At 67.7% G+C, this 18,679-nt stretch carries 18 protein-coding genes; 12 read left to right on the top strand and 6 right to left on the bottom strand.

Annotated elements, in window-relative coordinates; all coding sequences use genetic code 11:
* The first annotated feature begins 175 nt into the window (after window positions 1–175).
* Complete coding sequence (locus RJT68_RS04635; RefSeq protein ID WP_407039205.1) at window positions 176–658, top strand: deoxyuridine 5'-triphosphate nucleotidohydrolase; 483 nt, start codon at window positions 176–178, stop codon at window positions 656–658.
* A gap of 29 nt (window positions 659–687) precedes the next feature.
* Here RJT68_RS04635 and RJT68_RS04630 read toward each other — a convergent pair whose 3' ends face one another.
* Window positions 688–1,968 (bottom strand): DNA double-strand break repair nuclease NurA, encoded by a 1,281-nt coding sequence (locus tag RJT68_RS04630; RefSeq protein ID WP_407039204.1) that lies wholly within the window; start codon window positions 1,966–1,968, stop codon window positions 688–690.
* Window positions 1,969–2,193: 225 nt separating this feature from the next.
* Between RJT68_RS04630 and RJT68_RS04625 the strand changes: the two genes are divergently transcribed.
* The 4 genes from RJT68_RS04625 (at window position 2,194) to RJT68_RS04610 (ending at window position 6,488) form a co-directional block, all read left to right on the top strand.
* Window positions 2,194–2,454, top strand: coding sequence for a hypothetical protein (locus RJT68_RS04625; RefSeq protein ID WP_407039203.1), 261 nt, complete (start codon window positions 2,194–2,196; stop codon window positions 2,452–2,454).
* Between the two features lie 368 nt (window positions 2,455–2,822).
* Window positions 2,823–4,400 (top strand): 2,3-bisphosphoglycerate-independent phosphoglycerate mutase, encoded by a 1,578-nt coding sequence (gene gpmI / locus RJT68_RS04620; protein ID WP_407039202.1) that lies wholly within the window; start codon window positions 2,823–2,825, stop codon window positions 4,398–4,400.
* Between the two features lie 336 nt (window positions 4,401–4,736).
* Window positions 4,737–6,029 carry an O-acetylhomoserine aminocarboxypropyltransferase/cysteine synthase family protein gene (locus tag RJT68_RS04615; RefSeq protein WP_407039201.1) on the top strand — a complete coding sequence of 431 codons (1,293 nt, stop codon included), beginning with the start codon at window positions 4,737–4,739 and terminating at the stop codon, window positions 6,027–6,029.
* A 69-nt stretch (window positions 6,030–6,098) separates the two neighbouring features.
* On the top strand, window positions 6,099–6,488 hold the full coding sequence (locus RJT68_RS04610) for a DUF7522 family protein (RefSeq protein WP_407039200.1): 390 nt from the start codon (window positions 6,099–6,101) through the stop codon (window positions 6,486–6,488).
* A 904-nt stretch (window positions 6,489–7,392) separates the two neighbouring features.
* Here RJT68_RS04610 and RJT68_RS04605 read toward each other — a convergent pair.
* A complete protein-coding gene (locus tag RJT68_RS04605) occupies window positions 7,393–7,533 on the bottom strand; it encodes a hypothetical protein (protein ID WP_407039199.1) in 141 nt (46 codons plus the stop codon).
* A gap of 282 nt (window positions 7,534–7,815) precedes the next feature.
* Here RJT68_RS04605 and RJT68_RS04600 point away from each other — a divergent pair, with 282 nt between their 5' ends.
* Window positions 7,816–8,412: a DUF5813 family protein gene (locus RJT68_RS04600; RefSeq protein ID WP_407039198.1), complete on the top strand. Its 597-nt coding sequence runs from the start codon at window positions 7,816–7,818 to the stop codon at window positions 8,410–8,412.
* A gap of 222 nt (window positions 8,413–8,634) precedes the next feature.
* On the opposite strand, the gene RJT68_RS04595 is transcribed toward RJT68_RS04600, so the two are convergent.
* Window positions 8,635–8,865, bottom strand: coding sequence for an Lrp/AsnC family transcriptional regulator (locus RJT68_RS04595; protein WP_407039197.1), 231 nt, complete (start codon window positions 8,863–8,865; stop codon window positions 8,635–8,637).
* On the bottom strand, window positions 8,865–9,566 hold the full coding sequence (locus RJT68_RS04590; protein ID WP_407039196.1) for a potassium channel family protein: 702 nt from the start codon (window positions 9,564–9,566) through the stop codon (window positions 8,865–8,867). The genes RJT68_RS04595 and RJT68_RS04590 overlap by 1 nt, the downstream gene beginning before the upstream one ends.
* Before the next feature lie 113 nt (window positions 9,567–9,679).
* On the opposite strand from RJT68_RS04590, the gene RJT68_RS04585 reads away from it, so the two are divergent.
* On the top strand, window positions 9,680–9,910 hold the full coding sequence (locus RJT68_RS04585) for an Lrp/AsnC family transcriptional regulator (RefSeq protein ID WP_407039195.1): 231 nt from the start codon (window positions 9,680–9,682) through the stop codon (window positions 9,908–9,910).
* A 126-nt stretch (window positions 9,911–10,036) separates the two neighbouring features.
* Here RJT68_RS04585 and tmk read toward each other — a convergent pair whose 3' ends face one another.
* Window positions 10,037–10,621 carry a dTMP kinase gene (gene tmk, locus RJT68_RS04580; protein ID WP_407039194.1) on the bottom strand — a complete coding sequence of 195 codons (585 nt, stop codon included), beginning with the start codon at window positions 10,619–10,621 and terminating at the stop codon, window positions 10,037–10,039.
* Between the two features lie 186 nt (window positions 10,622–10,807).
* On the opposite strand from tmk, the gene RJT68_RS04575 reads away from it, so the two are divergent.
* The 5 genes from RJT68_RS04575 to cofG all read left to right on the top strand — a co-directional run bounded on the left by RJT68_RS04575 (window position 10,808) and on the right by cofG (window position 16,795).
* Window positions 10,808–11,746 carry a complex I NDUFA9 subunit family protein gene (locus RJT68_RS04575; protein ID WP_407039193.1) on the top strand — a complete coding sequence of 313 codons (939 nt, stop codon included), beginning with the start codon at window positions 10,808–10,810 and terminating at the stop codon, window positions 11,744–11,746.
* Between the two features lie 307 nt (window positions 11,747–12,053).
* A complete protein-coding gene (locus tag RJT68_RS04570; RefSeq protein WP_407039192.1) occupies window positions 12,054–13,232 on the top strand; it encodes a tubulin/FtsZ family protein in 1,179 nt (392 codons plus the stop codon).
* Between the two features lie 183 nt (window positions 13,233–13,415).
* On the top strand, window positions 13,416–14,075 hold the full coding sequence (cofC, locus tag RJT68_RS04565; protein ID WP_407039191.1) for a 2-phospho-L-lactate guanylyltransferase: 660 nt from the start codon (window positions 13,416–13,418) through the stop codon (window positions 14,073–14,075).
* A gap of 194 nt (window positions 14,076–14,269) precedes the next feature.
* Window positions 14,270–15,505: a sensor histidine kinase gene (locus RJT68_RS04560; protein WP_407039190.1), complete on the top strand. Its 1,236-nt coding sequence runs from the start codon at window positions 14,270–14,272 to the stop codon at window positions 15,503–15,505.
* 117 nt (window positions 15,506–15,622) lie between these two features.
* Entirely contained in the window at window positions 15,623–16,795 is a 1,173-nt protein-coding gene (cofG, locus tag RJT68_RS04555; protein WP_407039189.1) for a 7,8-didemethyl-8-hydroxy-5-deazariboflavin synthase subunit CofG, read from the top strand.
* A 126-nt stretch (window positions 16,796–16,921) separates the two neighbouring features.
* Here cofG and pyk read toward each other — a convergent pair whose 3' ends face one another.
* The gene (pyk, locus tag RJT68_RS04550) at window positions 16,922–18,679 is read right to left on the bottom strand and encodes a pyruvate kinase (protein WP_407039188.1); all 1,758 of its coding nucleotides are present in this window, start codon (window positions 18,677–18,679) and stop codon (window positions 16,922–16,924) included.

Raw genomic sequence — 18,679 nt, 5'->3', positions numbered from 1 at the left:
AGGAGTTCGATGATTTCAAAGACAATTTACAATTAGTTAGCCGTTCAATCAAGTTGTCACCCGATCGGTCGGCCGTCCGCCACGTCGAGACGCAACCTCGTCGCCCCCGCCGCGTACGACCCTGCCGCACGGGAAACGCGATACGTTTTTGGCGATGCCATCGCCTGCTGAGGACATGTTTCGCTCCGGCGCGTTCGTCGCCGAGTTCGTCTCGCCGACGACCGACGAGCAGGTCCAGCCCAACGGCGTCGACCTCACCCTCGACGTCGTCTTCGAACAGCTCGAGCCCGGCCGCATCAGTCGCGACGGCAAAGAGATCGGCGACCGCGTCGCCCGCCCGCTCGAGGAACTCCACGAGAAGGCCCCCGACACCTACTACCTCCCGCGGGACACCTACGTCGCCCGCTACGGCGAGCGCATCCGCATCCCGGAAGGGCACGTCGGCTTCGTCTACCCCCGATCGTCGCTGATGCGCAACTCCTGCATGCTCAACACGGCGGTCTGGGACGCCGGCTACGAGGGGCGCGGCGAGGGCCTCCTGCAGGTCCACCACGACGTCGAGATCGAACGCGGCGCCCGCATCGCCCAGCTCGTCTTCGCCGAGGCGAACCACGAGGACACCTACGACGGGAGCTACCAGGGCGAGAACCTCGAGTAAGGGCCCTCAGATCGAAGATCGGCCCACGTTCAGGCGTCGAACGGTTCCGACCAGCGGTGATCGTCGTAGTCGCGCTCCCGGGTGGTGTCGAACCGCTGCTCGAGCGTCTCCCGGAGCGAGCGCTTCTCCGTCGCGCTGATCCGGGCGAGTTCGTCGGCCTTCTCGACGATCCGCGGCGGACCGTGGGCGATCGCGACGTCGCTCACCACCTGTCGGGTCAGCCGCTCCCGCGTCTCCGGATCGCGGGTGAACGCGTACGGCGCCTCGATCCGGTAGACCAGATCGTCGCGCGGATCGTAGACGACGAAGAAGGTCACCTCGTACTCCTCCGGGGGGCGCCGTCGCTCGACGCCGAGGGCGTCGCCCTCCACCGAGAGGATCCGGTCGACGCCGCCGCGCGAGCGGAACCAGCCCGTGTACGTCAGCGCCGACGTGTCGCGCTCCCAGCGGGGTCCCTCGACGTCCTCGGCGTACTCCCCGCGCTCGAGGATCCGCGTGAAAAACGCCGAGTCGTCGGTCCACGGCGCCTCGAGCCCCTCGTCCTTGCCCTTGATCGTTCGCGTGAGGGCGCGGGTGGCCGGGTTCTTGACGAACCCGACGAGGGGGACGTCCCGCTCGACGAACTCCTCGACCAGTCGGACGTAGTTTTCGAGCACCGTCTTCGGCTGCGGTTCCTCGAGCAGGAAGTCCTCGAGGTCGGGGTGCTGGTCGGCCCAGCGCAGCAGCCCGCGGGGGTAGAGGGGGCCGTCGAGGACGAGCAGGTCGCGCACCTCCTCGGCGTGTTCGCGGACGTGTTCGCTCTCGGCGAGGTAGAGCGCGAGCGCGTGGACGACCCCCTCGGCGAATCTGGGTAACGGAGGGATTTTCACCGCGCGGCTACGGCTGTACCCCTCGTCGAAGCGGTCCCACGCCTCGTGGACGTGCATCGTCTCGTCGTTCGAGTGGACCGTGGCGACGACGGTGCGCGAGCAGTGGAGGTCGAGGTCGCTCGGAGTCGCGCTCATCGCCGCCTGGGCGACGTCGAGGACGAGCCCGTTGCGGAACGTCGTCGGGTTGATCGTCCCCGCGTCGAGGCCGTGTTCGGTGGGAAACGGGCGGTCGCAGAGGGCGGCGTCCTCGCAGTCGACGAGGTGTCTCGAGACCGCCTCGAGGGGCTCGAGGATCACCCGCCCCTCGCTCGAGACGAGGGGGTCGAGGAAGTCGGCCCAGACCGTTTCGGCGAACTCGCGGTGGTCGCGTTCGTCGGCGCCGGGGTCGATCCGTCGCGCGAGGCGCGCGATGCCGTCGAAGTGGACCGGATCGAGCGTCATGGCCGTCACCTCAGACCCGACCCGCAAAAGTCTCGTGGTCCGCCGCTGGTCACCCCGTCCGCCAGCGGCGCTTCCGCCGATGTGATATAATCTGATATGTTCTCGACTGAATCGAGTTCGGTTCGCCGCACCGATCCGAATCGACGCCGGATCGTTAACTCGAGTCCGCGTGAACAATTTATCAGAAGCGTTATGTGTCCGGGCGAGGCACTCCCCGGTATCCCGATGTCAGAGCGAGGTGCGCGAGCGGTCGAATCCCCGGACGACGCGATCAACTGGCGACAGACGAGCGACGGCGTGACCATCTACGACGAGGAGAACCCCGACGCGTGGATCCACGCCGCGTTCGAGGCGGGGACGCCCCCGGAGCGACGGCTGTTCATGATCTGCCGCGACTGCGGGGCGGTGTTCGCCCAGCGGAGCAAACCCGGCCGGGCCACCGCCTGCGGCGATTGCGGAACGGTGTACGAACACGGCCGGGAGTGAGTCGCGGCGCTCGAGGACGGCTGCGCACTCACCGGCTCCCCTCGATCGGCGGACGTGGCGGCCCCGCGTCGATCCCTCTCGTCCGCTGAAACCGGAGCGTACGCTCGGCGGTGACGACCGAGGTTCGCGAACGTATCGCGGTGATCCGCGCACAAACCCGGAACCGTCGAAACGACGTTGCCGTCGACGTGGAGGCAGTTTTTCCGACCAGCGAGAGCCGTCGAGAGCGATGCGACCGGCGGTGAGGTCTACCGTCGCTCTTCGACGGGCGAATCCGGCCTCGCGACGAGAGGGGTGACGACGGGGCGACGACGCCCAGCGGCGTCGCGAACGACAGCTAGTTACGCCACCGGACTGACCGGTTGCACATGGAGGCGGCACTGATCGTCCTCGACGGCTGGGGACTCGGTGACGAAGACGGAGGCAGAGACGCGGTCGAAGCGGCGCACACGCCCGTCTTCGACCGACTGACGAGGACCGGCGCCTCGGGCACGCTCGAGGTGGCGGGCCGTCGCGTCGGCCTCCCGGACGGGCAGATGGGCAACAGCGAGGTCGGCCACCTCAACATCGGGGCCGGCAGGGTGGTCTACCAGGAGTACACCCGCATCTCCGATTCGATCGCCGACGGGTCGTTCCGCGAGAACGACGCGATCAACGCGGCGTTCGACCACGCCCGGGGGAACACCGTCGGACAGGGGTCCGACGAGCCCTCACTCGCTGACGTTCGCGAGAACGACGGCCGGGTCCACTTCATCGGCCTCGTCAGCGACGGGGGCGTCCACTCGGACCACGAGCACCTGCACGCGCTGATCGAACTCGCCGGCGACCGCGACGTCGAGGCCGTCACCCACGCGTTCACGGACGGCCGGGACACCTCGCCGACCGCCGGTCGCGACCACCTGGCGGACCTCGAGGCGGTCGTCGAGGAGCACGGAACCGGCGACGTCGCGACGGTGACGGGGCGGTACTACGCGATGGACCGCGACCAGAACTGGGAGCGGACGAAGCGGGCCTACGACGCCATCGTCCACCGCGAGGCCGAGTACGAGGCCGAATCGGCGGTCGAGGCCGTCGAGGAGTCGTACGATCGGGGAACGACCGACGAGTTCGTGGAGCCGACCCTCATTCGTGACGGACCGGCGCTCGAGGACGGCGATTCGGTGGTGTGGTTCAACTTCCGCTCCGACCGGGCCCGGCAGTTGACCCGGATGCTGGCCGATATCCGGCCGGAGGACTGGGCCGACCAGTTCGAGACGAACCCGCCGGACGTCGAGGTCGTGATGATGACGCAGTACGACGAGACGTTCGACCTGCCGATAGCCTACTCGCCGACCCAGCCCGAGAACGTGCTGGGCGAGGTGCTGGCCGACGCGGGCAAGACGCAGCTTCGGATCGCCGAGTCCGAGAAGTACGCCCACGTGACGTACTTCCTGAACGGCGGCCGCGAGGTCGAGTTCGACGGCGAGGTCCGCGAGATCGTCGAGAGCCCGGACGTACCGACGTACGACCTGCAACCCGAGATGAGCGCGGAGGGAGTTACCGACACCGCGATCCGGATGGTCGAGTCCGACGACCCGGACGTCCTCGTGCTCAACTACGCCAACCCCGACATGGTCGGCCACACGGGCGACTACCGCGCGGCCGTCGAGGCCGTCGAGGCCGTCGACACCGAACTCGGCCGCCTCGCCGAGGCCCTCGAGGAGGTCGGCGCCCACGTCTTCGTCACCGCCGACCACGGCAACGCCGACGACATGGGGACCGAGGAGGATCCCCACACCGCCCACACGTACAACCTCGTCCCGTTCGTCTACGTGGCGCCCGACGGCACCGACGGCGGGAAGACGGTTCGGAAGGGCGGGACCCTCGCCGACATCGCCCCCACGCTGCTAGAGAGCATCGGCGTCGAGCGACCCCCGGAGATGACGGGGGAGAGCCTGCTCGAGTGAGTCGACCGGGCTCGATCTCTCGCCGTCGATCGACCGTTCGACGCTCGTCCCCGTTCGACGCGAGACCGATTCGACCCGCTCGCCGCCGTCCGCGTCGGCGGACTCGCCGCGACGGTCGTCTTCTTCGCCATCGCCCGCGCCAATACGTTGGTGCTCGGCTGGAGGCATGGGCCCTGCTCGGGCCGTACGGGGCGTCCGTCGTCCGGTTGCTCCTCGAGAGTGGGCGTTCGTCGGCGCCCCGGACGCGTGACGGCCCGAACCCACCCCACCGGCTCGAGTGCGAACACGATGCCACGTAGTTTTACCAGTCTCGACTGTCTCTGTGACCACGATAGCATGAGCGACGACAGCAGTTCCGACGAACGCAGATTCGCGACCCGAAGCGTCCACGCCGGCCAGGAGCCCGACCCGACCACCGGGGCTCGAGCGCCGCCGATCTACCAGACCACGTCGTACGTCTTCGACGATACGGAGCACGCCGCGGCGCTGTTCGGCCTCGAGGAGTTCGGCAACATCTACTCGCGGATCATGAACCCGACGAACGCGATGCTCGAGGAGCGCATCGCCAGCCTCGAGGGCGGCGTCGGCGCGCTCGCCACCGCCTCGGGGATGGCCGCGTTCGATCTCGCGACGTTCATCCTCTGCGACGTCGGGGACAACATCGTCTCCTCGTCGTCGCTGTACGGAGGCACCTACACCTACCTCACCCACACCGTCGAGAAGCGGGGCGTCGAGACGAAATTCGTCGATACGCTCGACTACGACGCCTACGAGGAGGCGATCGACGACGACACCGCGTTCGTCCACCTCGAGACGATCGGCAACCCCGCGTTGGTGACCCCGGACATCGAGCGAATCGCCGACATCGCCCACGACAACGACGTGCCGCTGTTCGTGGACAACACGTTCGCCACGCCGTACCTCTGCAATCCGATAGAACACGGCGCGGACCTCGTCTGGCACTCGACGACGAAGTGGCTCCACGGTGCCGGCTCGACGATCGGCGGGATCCTCGTCGACGGCGGAACGTTCCCGTGGGACGAGGGCGACTACCCCGAGATCACCGAGCCCAACCCGGCCTACCACGGCGTTAACTTCTTCGAAACGTTCGGCGAGGCGGCCTTCTCGATCGTCGCCCGCACCCGCGGGCTTCGCGACCTCGGGAACCAGCAGTCGCCGTTCGACGCCTGGGTCACCCTCCAGAAGCTCGAGTCCCTCCCCCTCAGGATGGACAAACACTGCGAGAACGCGATGGCCGTCGCCGAGTACCTCGAGGACCACCCGAAAGTCGACTGGGTCACCTACCCCGGCCTCGAGAGCCACGAGACCCACGAGGAGGCGGCGGAGTACCTCGAGGGCGGCTACGGCGGCATGATCACGTTCGGCCCCGAGGGCGGCTACGACGCCGCCGAGACGGTCTGCAACGCGGTCGAACTCACCAGCATGCTCGCGAACGTCGGCGACGCGAAGACGCTGATCATCCACCCGGCGAGCACCACCCACCAGCAGTTGACCGAGGAGGAACAGATGGCCAGCGGCGTCACCCCCGACCTCGTCCGCCTCTCGATCGGCATCGAGGACGTCGACGACGTGATCGCGGACCTGGATCGGGCGCTCGAGGCGGTCTGATCGGACCGCGTGCCGCCACCGACTGCCGGGGCCACGGCGATTAAGGCCCCGGGCGACGAGGTTTCGGGTATGCCCACAGGGCTACTCACGGCCGACGCCAAGGACCTGATCGTCACGACCTGCCGAACGGCCGTCGGCGACAGTTTGCGGTCGGTCACGTACTTCACGCAGGACGATTTCGAGCAGCTGTACCTGCGCGACGACCTCGAGCGGGACGCCGACCTCTCGACGTTCATCGGCAACGAGTGGCGCGGGTTCAAGGTCACCCAGACGGCCTACGAGGGCTCGGAACTCGGCGAGTACCGGTACACGATCCGGTCGTTCGAGAACGGCTTCCTCGTCCGGGTCACCTCGGAGGAGGACGGCGTCTTCGTCACGACCGACGGCCTCACGATCCGCGACTTCGAGGAACTCGCGACCGCGGTCCGGACGGTCCTCGAGAACCGGAACGAGGCCTGAATCGACGGATTCGGGTGAACGGAGCGCCTCATCGCCGCGTCGAAGCGGTCGCGAAAAACCGCCGGGACGTCGGTCCGTACGACTTCCCAGCAGTTGGTAGTACGGTATCTCTCTTCGGCGTTACCCGCCGCCCGCGTTCAGTAGCGGCGGTAGACGTATCACCCGGAACACCGAGCCAGAATGTGAATGTCATTTATCGTGTAGGGGGTGAAAATTTTGCGTAATGGATTCAGACTGGGCGGTTATCCCACTCGGGTTTCTCGTCGTCGTGTTTCTCGTCGGAGCGGGATTGTTCGTCGTGTTCCAAATCCAGTCTGAGACGCCGGGTGGGGGTGTTACGGACGTCGAGAGTCACCCCACCGGTCCCGAGAAACCGACTCAGTTGAATTCCTCGAGCGTCGCGGACTACGCCACGACGTACGAAGAGCGCCTGTTCTATAACGACCTCGTTGCGAGCCACAACAACACCCTCGCCGGCGATGAAAACGTGATCACCACGTGTACCCCTCGCGACGTCTCGAACGAGAGCGACGCGTTTCGCGTTCGATTGGAGTGCCGGGGCGGGGTTAGTGACTCCTCGCAACTGCCCGAGTCAGAGGCGTACACGTACTCGGTGACCTACCGAATAACGGAGAATACGACGCGGCAGACCGAACTGCGGAAGTACCCGTTTGCAACGGATCGGAGATTCAACGACGAATGGAGGTAGTGTACCAGCAGTCGACACTCCGGTTCGGGTAATTGAGGGTCAAGCGTGGCACTCGCGGTACGCTCGTGTGCGCACGCGCCGAACCAGCTAATTCAGTGACCTCCAGAGTGCAGCTACTTCGGTTACGCCCAGAAATCCGGATAAAAAAAGCCGTGTAACTAGTTACTGGGATGGGGAAGTCGTTACCGTCGCTGCTCAATCCGCGGATCGGTCGTCGTCCGCTGACGGTCGTCGCTCCGACCGGGAACCGATCGGCAGCCCCGATCCGAGGTCGTCGTCGAGTCCGAAGAGTCGCGCGAACCGTCGTCGCTCCGCCACGTACGTATCGAGATCCATGCCGGCGATTGACGCCCGTTTCCGTCGTAGTAATGCGGACCGTTTTCCGATCCAATCCGCTACTACCGGCTCGAAACGGTTCTGAACGCGGTCGAATCGGGGCACACGTCGGATCGAGCGCGGGCCGAACGCGGATCGGTCGACGCTGCGATCAGACTCCGCTCGAGCGACGCGTCGAACGGTCCCGCGAACGATCGATCCGCCTCCGCGACCGTCCCGGTCGACCGACCGATCTCCACCGCGGCGTAACATCCTTTTTCGAACCGCCCGTTCCACACGGTGATGACCGACACCGACGCCGACACCGATACCCACCCCGCCGACGACCGCGTCGACTTCCCCGAGCCCGTCGAGCGCGCGCTCGAGTCCCACGACGCGTTCGCCCGAGTCGACCTCGACGAGACGGCGTCCGACGACCGCGTCGGCTTCGACCTCGAGACGACCGTCTTCGACGCGGCGATCACCGCCGACGAGGCGGAGGGGAAGCGCGACGGCCGGTTCCGCGTCACCGTCTTCCTCCCCGCCCTCGGGGCCGCCGTCGCGGACGACTCGGTCGCGCAGGTCGTCGAGGACGACTGGTTCGAGACGCTCGAGCGCCGCCTCCAGGATATCTTCTCCGTCGCGCACACGAGCACGCACGACGACCCCGTCCTCGAGCGCGACGACGACGAGGTTCGCGTGATCCTCGAGTACGCGGCCTGGGACGCCGAAGAGGGCGTCGAGGACGCGAAAGCCCTGATCGAGTACGTCGAGGGGACCTACGCCCAGGGGATCATCCCCGGCTACGAGTACGTCGGCGAGGCGGCGACGCTGCTCGAGAACGCTCAGAGCCGCGGACAGGAGGCCGCCGACGGCGAGAGCGGCGGCATGCCGATGTAGCGGCAATTCGAGACCGAAGTTCTACGGCGGTTGCCCGTCTTGATCCTCCTGCGGGTCTCCCATCGGCGAGCGAGCGGTTCGCAGAACCCGAGCGATGCCGTTCACCGAACGCTGCACGCGCAGCGTTCGGGCCGACGAGCGACCAACGGGAGCGAGGAGTGCTTTTGGTCGAGCTTTTGCCGAGGGTGCGCGGAGCGCACCCGCAGCGCAAAAGGTCGGTGTTTAGTCCATCGCGATGTACGTCTGCGTGTTCTCGACGCCGTCGATGCTCTGGATGTTCGTCGCGGCGATCTCCTTTACTTCGGCGGGCGTCTCGACCCGGGCTTTCGCGATGATGTCGACGTCGCCGGCGACGATGTGGGCCGACTCGACGCCCTCGATCGATTCGATCTCCTCGCGGAGTCGATCCGCCTCGCCCGTGTTCGCCTTGATCATGATGAACGCGGTGACCATCAGCTGACACCTCCGCTGCCCGCGTTCGCGGCCGCCTGCGTCGGCTGTTCGCCGACGAGGATCTGTCGCACGTCGTCCAACACCTCGAAGTCCGCGAGGACGACCAGTCGGTCGCCCGTCTCGAGCGAGACGTCCTCGGTCGGGATCTCGAGCGGGGAGTCGTTCTTGCCGAACGCGAGGACGGTCGCGTTGGCGGGGAGTTGCAGTTCGCTGATCGTGTAGCCCTCGACGGGGGCCTCGTCGGTGATCGTGAGTTCGACCACCTGCAGGTGCTGGGCGATGTCGGCGATGGCGCGGATGGTCCCGCCGACGAGGGCGTTCTTGGCGCCGATCGCGCCGAGACGCTCGGGGTAGATCACCTCGTCGACGTCGGTGGCGTACTTCTGGTAGATCTCCTCGCGGTACTCCTCGTCGATGCGCATGACGGTGCGACAGCCGTAGTGGTTGGCGATCAGGGAGGCCGAGAAGTTGACGTTGAGGTCGCCCGTGAGCGCACCGACGGCGTCGGCCTCGGCCACGCCGGCCTCCTCGAGGACGTCCTCGCGGGAGCCGTCACCCACGACGACCGTAAACTCCTCGCCGCGGGCGCGCCTCACTTTGGCCTCGTCTCGGTCGATCAGCGTTACCTCGTGGCCCTCGTCGCGCAACACGCGCGCCGTTCGCAGGCCGACCCGTCCGGCGCCGATAATCACGAACCGCATGACCCGAGGTACGCTCGCACCCGCCAATAAGCTTGCCCTGTTATGACGTACCACTCCCAAGATACCGGGCAAAGCCTTTAGTCGTGCGACAGTGTACCACACCGGCGAGAGAGATGGTTCACGCGTTCATCATGGTGAAGACGGCCGCCGGAAAGTCGGAGGGGCTCCTCGCCGCGATCAGGGACCTCGAGTCGGTCGACGACGCCCACATCGTCGCCGGCAACTACGACATCATCGCCGAAGTCGACGCCCCGGGGGTGTACGACGTCCTCCAGGCCGTCTCCTCGGGCATCCAGGGGCTCGAGGGCGTGGCCGACACGCGGACGTACATCGCGATGGATTGAATCCGCTCTTCTGTCGGTACGGGAGACTCCGATCATCGCGGTCACGACGTCGGCGTGGCGGAGACGAGTCCGTTCGTCCACGCCGTGGTCGTCCGAAAGCACGACGAATCCGCGTCGGCCGATCGATCACCCCTCGAGCGCCCCCGCGAGTACCGCTTCGACCCGCTCGAGAACCTCCCCGGGTGGAAACGTCGCGTCTACGCGCTCGAACCGATCCGGATCGCGCTCGATCAGCCGTTCGTAGTTCTCGCGGACGCGGGCGAGGTACTCGGCTCGTTCGAACTTGTTGGTCGTGCCCGCGCGCGCGGCCGCGATCTCGGGATCCAGGTCGAGGTAGATCGTCAGGTCCGGGACGATCGTAAACGGTTCGTGAACGTCGATGACGTACTGCATCGGCTCATCGAGGACGCCCTCGAGGGTCGCCCCCTGGTAGGCGTACCGCGAGTCGGCGTAGCGGTCCGAGATCACCAGGTCGCCGCGCTCGAGGGCGGGTTCGATCAGTCGGGAGAGGTGGTCGGCGTGGTCCGCGGTGTAGAGGAAGAGTTCCGCCAGCGGGTCCGCGCCGTCGTCCTCGATCGACCGGTAGACCGCGTCGCCGTACCACGAGGTCGTCGGCTCGCGGGTGAACGTCGCCTCCGGGTAACGGCCGCGCAGCGCGTCGCAGAGCGTCGACTTGCCGCTGCCGTCGAGCCCCTCGAGCGTGACGAGCATGCACGGACGTCGTCGCGCCCGGTACATCTGTGTTGCTACTGATCGAGGCGGCACCGCCGGCCCGGTCCGTCCTACAACACGGGGATCCGTCGTCCGTGGCCGGTCGATCCGCCTCGAGCGACCGATCGGTTCGCCCTCCGCTGGGAGGCGTTCGGATTTTTACGGTTCGCTGTCGAATTATCGGGCATGAACGTCCTCGTCGCCGGCGGAACGGGATTCATCGGGCGGAACCTGTGTGCGGAACTCGTCCAGCGGGGCCACGACGTGACGGCGCTCGCGCGCGACCCCGACGACGGGGGACTTCCGGCGGCGGTCGAGACGGTCGCCGGCGACGCGAGCGCCTACGACTCGATCGCTGAGATCCTCGAGAACGGCGACTACGACGCCGTGGTCAACCTCGTCTCGCTCTCGCCACTGTTCCAGCCGCCGAGCGGGACGAGCCACGAGGAGGTCCACTACCGGGGAACGGAGAACCTCGTTCGCGGCGCCGAGGCCGGCGGCGTCCGCCGGTTCGTCCAGATCAGCGGTCTCGGCGCCGACCCGGACGGCGCCACCGCGTTCATCCGCGCGAAGGGCCGGGCCGAAGCGGTCGTGGGTGACTCGGCCCTCGAGTGGACGATCGTCCGCCCGTCGGTCGTCTTCGGCGAGGGCGACGAGTTCGTCGGCTTCACGAAGACGCTGACGACGCCGTACGTGACGGCGCTCCCCGGCGGTGGGGGGACCCGCTTCCAGCCGATCTGGGTGGGCGACCTCGTTCCGATGCTCGCCGACGCGGTCGAAGACGAGGACGGCGAACACGCCGACGAAACCTACGAACTCGGCGGTCCCGAGGTCCTGACGCTCGCGGAGGTGGCCGAACTCGCCCACGAAGCCGATGGCCGGTCCGTCACCGTCCTCCCCCTACCGATGGCTCTCGCGAAGCTCGGATCGCACGCGATCGGCCCAGTCCCGTTCGTCCCCTTCGGCCCCGATCAGGCACGATCGCTCGAGTTCGACAATACCGTCTCGGACAACGACGTGACCGCGTTCGGACGGGAGCCGGACGACCTGCTGACCCTCCGGTCGTACCTCGGCCTCGAGTCGACGTCGGCCGGGAGCGTCGAGTCGGGGATCCGGTCGCCGTGAATCGATTCCCGGCGATCGTGTCGGGCCGAAAGAGATTTCGCCTGAATTGGTACGCGGTCTGGGGCTCCGTACGTGACAACTCCCGTCGACGGAGACCTTTAAGCGCGGAGCGGTTCACCCGAACGCTTAGTATAAATATTTTGGTTGACAGGATTTCGCCCGATTTTATTCGACGATTAACCTCGTTGAAAAACGACGCCGCCTTCCGTTTTTGTCCAAAAGAAAACCGTTCCTGAATTTCACTCTGCCAAAAGTTTTATATCCCTGATCGCACTCGTTTCAAGGCAACGGAGCCCCCTGACAAACAATGAAGCTGGCGATGATCGGATTCGGACAGGCCGGTGGCAAAATCGTCGATCGATTCCTCGACTACGACGACCGGACGAACAGCGGCATCGTTCGTGCGGCGATCGCTGTCAACACCGCGAAAGCGGACCTCATCGGTCTCACGAATATACCACAGGAGAACCGCGTACTCATCGGCCAGGCCCGCGTGAAGGGCCACGGCGTGGGTGCAGACAACGAACTCGGCGCGGAAGTCGCCGAAGAGGACATCGACGAGGTGCAAAACGCCATCGATGCCATCCCCACTCACGAGGTGGACGCGTTCCTCGTCGTCGCCGGCATGGGCGGCGGGACCGGGTCCGGCGGCGCCCCCGTCCTCGCGAAGCACCTGAAGCGGATCTACACGATCCCCGTCTACGGGTTGGGCGTCCTCCCCGGAACGGACGAGGGCGGCATCTACACGCTCAACGCCGCCCGCTCGTTCCAGACGTTCGTCCGCGAGGTGGACAACCTGATGGTCTTCGACAACGACTCGTGGCGCCAGACGGGCGAGTCCGTCGAGGGCGGCTACGAGCAGATCAACGAGGAGATCGTCCGACGGTTCGGCGTCCTCTTCGGCGCCGGCGAGGTGCAAGCCGGCGAGGAGGTCGCGGAAAGCGTCGTCGACTCCTCCGAGATCATCAACACCCTCTCGGGCGGCGGCGTCTCGACCGTCGGCTACGCCTCCGAGGAGGTCGAACTCGCCACCGGCGGCGGCCTGCTCTCTCGCTTTACGAGCGGTTCCGGCGGCGACGACGGCCTCGACGCGGCCAACACGACGAACCGCATCACGAGCCTCGTCCGCAAGGCGGCCCTCGGCCGACTCACGCTGCCCTGCGAGATCGAGGGCGCCGAGCGCGCGCTGCTCGTCCTCTCCGGTCCCTCGGAGTACCTGAACCGGAAAGGCATCGAGCGCGGCCGCAAGTGGCTCGAGGAGGAGACCGGCAGCATGGAGGTCCGCGGCGGCGACTACCCGCGTAACGTCCCCGAAGTGTCGTCAGCGATCCTGCTCGCCGGCGTGACGAACGTCCCGCGCATCAAGCGCCTCCAGCAGGTCGCGATCGAGGCCCAGGACAACATGGAAGACATCCAGGCCGAGAGCGACCAGAACTTAGAGAGCCTCGTCGAGGACGACGAGGACGAACTCGAGCCGCTGTTCTAGGGGCTCGCGTCACGATTTTCGCGTTTCGACCGACGACCGCGTCGCGCCGACGATCGCGACGACCGTCCGCGCTCGCGACCGTCCGAACCGACGCCTCGCTCGGGTCGTCTCGCCCTCGTTTTCGATCCCGTTTACCGGCCGAGACGACGCGTTTTTGCCGCCGTGGCGGCAACGTCCGGCAGAATGCACGTCGTCGTCCCGTTCGCCGCGACCGATCCGAAGACGCGCCTTTCGGGCGTCCTCACCCCGGAGGAGCGGTCGGCCATCGCTCGAGCGATGCTCGAGGACGTCGCGAGTGCGATCGCGGCGACCGGGTACGAATCGACCATCCTCTCGACGGCGCCGCTCTCGGGCGACCTCGACACCGACCCCGACGGCCCGATATCGGTCACCGTCGACGACCGGCCGCTCTCGATCGCCGTCAACGCCGTCCTGGAGTCCCGACTCGCCGGCGACGGCGACGGCGACCCCGTCGCGGTCGTCATGGCCGACCTCGCCCTCGCCACGCCGATCGCACTCGAGGGCCTGTTTTCGACGCCGGGCGACGTCGTCCTCGTCCCGGGTCGCGGCGGCGGGACGAACGCGTTCGTGGCCCGCCACCCCGACTTTCGCGTCGACTACCACGGCGCGTCGTACCTCGACCACCGCCGCATCGCCGGCGAGGTCGGCGCCGACGTCGAGACGGTCGATTCGTACCGACTGTCGACGGACGTCGACGAACCCGAGGATCTGGTCGAGGTGCTCCTCCACGGAACGGGCCGCGTGCCGACCCTCCTGTACGATCTCGGTTTCTCCGTCGACGAGCGCGAGGGACGGGTGCGCGCGTCTCGACGCGAGGAGTAAGGAGAAGGATCGGTCGGCCCCGGGTCGAAGCGATCGGCGTCGACGGTGAACGCGACCCCGACCGTCAGTCGCGATCGACAGTCTCGACGCCGTGAACTCGACCCCGACCGTCAGTCGCGATCGACAGTCTCGACGCCGTGAACTCGACGGAATCGCGGCTCTCATATACGGGCGTCGCATCCGGAAGACAAACTATGCTCCGCTGGGATCGCCTCGTCGTCGTGACGGGCCTGCTGTTGATCGTCGTCGCCGCGGAGCAGGCGGTCTCTACGGTTGGCGGACCCATCGACTACCTCGTGACGGCCCTCGACTTCGCGCTCTTCAGCGTTCCGGGACTGGTGATGGTGTACATCGGCCGCTGGCTACCCCGGTCGGACGTCGAACCCGACCGCTACCGCCGGGTCGTCGCGTGGGGCGCGGGCGGCGTCGTCGTGATGTTCGTCTTCATCGTCCTGCGTATCATCCACCCGGGCGTATCGGCCGAGTTCTCGTTCGGAACGCGGGCGATCGCGCTCGCGATGGGATCCAGCGTGGGTCTCGCAATCGGCGTCCACGACGCGCGCGCCATCAGCAGAACCCGGGAGGTCGAACGGCAGAACGAGGAGCTGAAACGGAAACACGCCGTCGAACGGCACAACGAAGAACTCCGTCGGACGCAAGAGCGCCTCGAGGAGGTGATTTCCGAACTCGAGGCCTCGAACGAGCGCCTCGAACAGTTCGCCTACGCCGTCAGCCACGACCTCCAGGAGCCCCTGCGGATGGTCTCGAGCTACCTGCAGTTGCTCGAGCGCCGCTACGCGGCCGACCTCGACGAGGACGCGGAGGAGTTCATCGGGTTCGCCGTCGACGGCGCCGACCGCATGCGCACGATGATCGACGGGCTCCTCGAGTACTCGCGGGTGGAGACCCAGGGCGATCCGTTCGACGTCGTCGATCTCGAGGTCGCCTTCGAGGAGGTGCTCGACGACCTGCAGTTCCGAATCGAGGAGACCGACGCCGAGATCACCCGCGAGTCGCTGCCGACGGTCGAGGGCGACGGCGGCCAGCTCAGACAGGTGTTCCAGAACCTGCTGTCGAACGCGATCGAGTACGCCGGTGAGGGAGCGCCGCGCGTCCACGTCTCCGCCGAGCGCCGCCCGTCGGCCTGGCGGATCTCGGTTCGCGACGACGGGATCGGCATCGACCCGGCCGACGCCGACCGCATCTTCGGCATCTTCCAGCGACTCCACTCCGTCGACGAGCACCCGGGCTCCGGCATCGGGCTGTCGCTGTGCAAGCGGATCGTCGAGCGCCACGGCGGCGAGATCTGGGTCGACTCCGAGCCCGGCGCGGGATCGACGTTCACCTTCACGCTCCCGCTCGCGTCCGAGTCGGTGTCGGTGACGGCCCCGGATCGTCTCACCGCCTCGAGCGCGCAGGTTCGGAACTGATCCGTCGACACGTCGACGGACGAGCGCCGATCTCCGCCGTAAAACACCGCCTCGAGCCGTCACGGTCGCCCCGAAGTGAAGCGCTTATACTCGCGGCGACGACACTCCGAGACGACCATGGCGATCCCCGGCGCGGACGAGTACGGCGTTTCCGTGACGATCGACGACGAGGAGATCGAGCGGCTGCTCGAGGTGACTCCCGCGGACGTCTCGGCCGCGCCGGCGCTCACCTTCGCGCGGAACGTGTTCGTCCCCCTGACGACCGCCTGTCGTTACACCTGCACCTACTGCACCTACTTCGACCCGCCGGGGCGGGTCTCCCTCCTCTCGCTCGAGGAGGTCGGGGACATCTGCCGACAGGGGGCCGACGCCGGCTGTACGGAAGCCCTCTTTACGTTCGGCGACGACCCCGACGACCGCTACACCGAGATCCACGCCCAACTCGCCGAGTGGGGACACGACTCGATCCACACGTACCTGCGCGAGGCCTGCGAGGTGGCCCTCGAGGAGGGGCTGCTCCCTCACGCCAATCCGGGCGACCAGACGCGCGAGCAGATGGCCGAGGTGGCCGACGTCAACGCCAGCATGGGCGTGATGCTCGAGACGACCGCCGATGTGGACGCCCACGCCGGACCGCGGACGAAGGTGCCGGGCCAGCGCCTCCGGACGATTCGGAACGCGGGCGAACTCGACGTCGCGTTCACGACCGGCATCCTCGTCGGTATCGGCGAGGACTGGCGCGACCGCGCGGAGAGCCTGCTGGCGATCCGCGAACTGCACGAGCGCTACGACCACGTCCAGGAGGTGATCGTCCAGCCCGTCGTGAACAACGAGCGCTGGTCCCGCGGCTCGCCCGACCTCGAGACGATGCGACGGGTGACGGCGATGGCTCGGGCCGCGCTGCCCGACGAAATCTCGGTGCAGGTGCCGCCGAACCTCGCCCCCGCCCGCGACCTCGTCGACTGCGGCGTCGACGACCTGGGTGGCGTCTCGCCGGTCACGGACGACCACATCAACCCGGAGTACGAGTGGCCCGCGCTGCGCGAACTCGAGGAGATCGCCGAGCGCGCGGCCGTCCCGCTGCGCGAGCGCCTGCCCGTCTACGAGCGGTTCCTGCCGGCGGACCTCAGGGCCGACGGGTTCGACGGCGCGGTTGCGGACGGGGCGGACGCGGACGGAGCCGGATCCGGCGGCCGCGAGTGGATCTCGCCGCGGATTCGCGAGGCGCTCGAGCGCGGCGACGAGGCGGGGGAGCGGTACCGGGCGGTCCTCGAGGCGCGGTTCGGGTGAGGCCGGCCCCGTGCTCGTCGACGGCGACGGAGGCCTCCACGGCGTTCTCGGTTCCGGATACCTCCGTTGGACGCGGAAAAGGGTCACCGTGGCCTCGGGGGGACCGCACCCGAGTCGACCGACGACCTACTCGCGATCGGTTCGTCCGCGGATGTCGCCCTCGTAGATGACCCCCCGTTCGGCGTCGATGGTGACCAGGGTTCCGTCTTCGACCCCCGAGAGGTCCGCGTCGCTGACCATCGGAATCTCGAGTTCGCGAGCAACGAGCGCCGGGTAGCCGGTCATCCCGCGCTGCGCGTCGACGATACCGGCGAGTTTCGAGACGTCGCCGGTGAACTCCCCGTCGAAGTCCGCCTCGAGGGCCAGGATCGCCCCCCGCTCGAGCGCCGAGAGGTCGCCGTCGGGCGCTCGAGCGACCGGTCCCGACGCCCGGCCCTCGACGACGACGCGGCCGGTTTCGAGCGCCTCGGCGGCGATGTGTACTTTCATCATGTTCGTCGTGTTCGCCCCCTCGAGTTCGGTCATCATGCCGCAGAGGACGACCACGGTGTCGCCGCTCTCGGCGACGCCCGCGTCGAGGGCCGACTGGACGGCCCGCTCGACGACGGCGCCGGCTCCCTGGTCGGAGACGGAAGCGTACAGCGGGATCACGCCCCACGAGAGGGCGAGTTTGCGCCGGACGCGGTGGTTCGGCGTCGAGGCGACGACCGGCACGCCCGGCCGATACTTCGCCGTCTTGAGCGCCGTGTAGCCGGACTCGGTGGCCGCGACGACGGCGTCCGCGCCGATGTCGCGGGCGAGGAAACGCGCCGACCGGGCCAGCGCGTCGGTCCGTGCCTCGCCGGCGGCCGGGACGCGCTGCTCCAGGAGTTCGGCGTACTCGCCGGAGCGCTCGACCTCGCGGACGATGCTGTCCATCGCCTCGACGACGGCGACGGGGTGGTCGCCGATCGCCGTCTCCGCGGAGAGCATCACGGCGTCGGTGCCGTCGAGGACGGCGTTCGCGACGTCGGACGCCTCCGCGCGCGTCGGCCGGCGGGCGGTGACCATCGAATCGAGCATCTCCGTGGCGGTGATCACCGGCGAGCCGGCCTCCCGACACTTCCGGACGATCCGCTTCTGGATCATCGGGACGTCCTCCATCGGGCACTCGACGCCGAGGTCGCCGCGGGCGACCATGACGCCGTAGGCGGCGTCGATCAGTTCGTCGAGGTTCTCGACGGCGCCGGCGCGCTCGATCTTCGCGACGACGGGAATATCGGCGCCGAACTCCTCGAGCACGCCGCCGACCTCGTAGACGTCCTCGGCGTCCCGGACGAAGCTCGCGGCGACGAAGTCGACGCCGACGTCGGCGGCCATCTCGAGGTCCGCGCGGTCGGACTCGGTGACGACGTCCAGGTCGAGGTCGACGCCGGGGACGTTCACGCCCTTCCGTCCGCCGAGTTCGCCGCCGGTGTCCACGCGGGCGACGACTTCGTCTCCCTCGCGCTCCGTCACGGTCGTCTCGATGAGGCCGTCGTCGAGCAGGATGCGATCGCCGGGTTCGACCCCGTCGATCGACAGCGAGAGCCCCACACGCTCCGGGCTGGCTTCATCCCCCTCGACGAAGCGAACCGTCGAGTCCGTCTCGAGCGTCACCGTCTCGCCCTCCGGGAGGGGGGCGGTCCGGATCTCGGGCCCTTGCGTGTCGAGCATGACCGCGATCGGCCGATCGACCTCCTCGTCGACCGCACGGACCCGCTCGACGAGTTCGACCCGGTCCTCGCGGCTGCCGTGGCTCGCGTTCAGCCGGGCGACCGACATCCCCGCCTCCGCCAGCGCCCGGATCGTCTCGCGCGAACTCGAGGCCGGCCCAAGCGTACAGACGATCTTCGCGTTCCTCAT

The sequence above is a fragment of the Halovalidus salilacus genome, assembly GCF_031852275.1.
GTDB classification, from domain to species: Archaea; Halobacteriota; Halobacteria; order Halobacteriales; family Natrialbaceae; genus Halovalidus; species Halovalidus salilacus.
The sequence above is the reverse complement of the archived record's forward strand: the minus strand, read 5'-3'. Positions and strand labels throughout refer to the sequence as shown.

Coding starts and splice junctions, on each gene's coding strand:
- RJT68_RS04605 (WP_407039199.1), bottom strand. CDS start 7,533: ATGGATCTCGATACGTACGTGGCGGAGCGACGACGGTTCGCGCGACTC.
- RJT68_RS04600 (WP_407039198.1), top strand. CDS start 7,816: ATGACCGACACCGACGCCGACACCGATACCCACCCCGCCGACGACCGC.
- RJT68_RS04625 (WP_407039203.1), top strand. CDS start 2,194: ATGTCAGAGCGAGGTGCGCGAGCGGTCGAATCCCCGGACGACGCGATC.
- cofG (WP_407039189.1), top strand. CDS start 15,623: ATGGCGATCCCCGGCGCGGACGAGTACGGCGTTTCCGTGACGATCGAC.
- RJT68_RS04615 (WP_407039201.1), top strand. CDS start 4,737: ATGAGCGACGACAGCAGTTCCGACGAACGCAGATTCGCGACCCGAAGC.
- gpmI (WP_407039202.1), top strand. CDS start 2,823: ATGGAGGCGGCACTGATCGTCCTCGACGGCTGGGGACTCGGTGACGAA.
- tmk (WP_407039194.1), bottom strand. CDS start 10,621: ATGCTCGTCACGCTCGAGGGGCTCGACGGCAGCGGCAAGTCGACGCTC.
- pyk (WP_407039188.1), bottom strand. CDS start 18,679: ATGAGGAACGCGAAGATCGTCTGTACGCTTGGGCCGGCCTCGAGTTCG.
- RJT68_RS04595 (WP_407039197.1), bottom strand. CDS start 8,865: ATGGTCACCGCGTTCATCATGATCAAGGCGAACACGGGCGAGGCGGAT.
- RJT68_RS04575 (WP_407039193.1), top strand. CDS start 10,808: ATGAACGTCCTCGTCGCCGGCGGAACGGGATTCATCGGGCGGAACCTG.
- RJT68_RS04560 (WP_407039190.1), top strand. CDS start 14,270: ATGCTCCGCTGGGATCGCCTCGTCGTCGTGACGGGCCTGCTGTTGATC.
- RJT68_RS04630 (WP_407039204.1), bottom strand. CDS start 1,968: ATGACGCTCGATCCGGTCCACTTCGACGGCATCGCGCGCCTCGCGCGA.
- RJT68_RS04635 (WP_407039205.1), top strand. CDS start 176: ATGTTTCGCTCCGGCGCGTTCGTCGCCGAGTTCGTCTCGCCGACGACC.
- RJT68_RS04590 (WP_407039196.1), bottom strand. CDS start 9,566: ATGCGGTTCGTGATTATCGGCGCCGGACGGGTCGGCCTGCGAACGGCG.
- RJT68_RS04570 (WP_407039192.1), top strand. CDS start 12,054: ATGAAGCTGGCGATGATCGGATTCGGACAGGCCGGTGGCAAAATCGTC.
- cofC (WP_407039191.1), top strand. CDS start 13,416: ATGCACGTCGTCGTCCCGTTCGCCGCGACCGATCCGAAGACGCGCCTT.
- RJT68_RS04610 (WP_407039200.1), top strand. CDS start 6,099: ATGCCCACAGGGCTACTCACGGCCGACGCCAAGGACCTGATCGTCACG.
- RJT68_RS04585 (WP_407039195.1), top strand. CDS start 9,680: ATGGTTCACGCGTTCATCATGGTGAAGACGGCCGCCGGAAAGTCGGAG.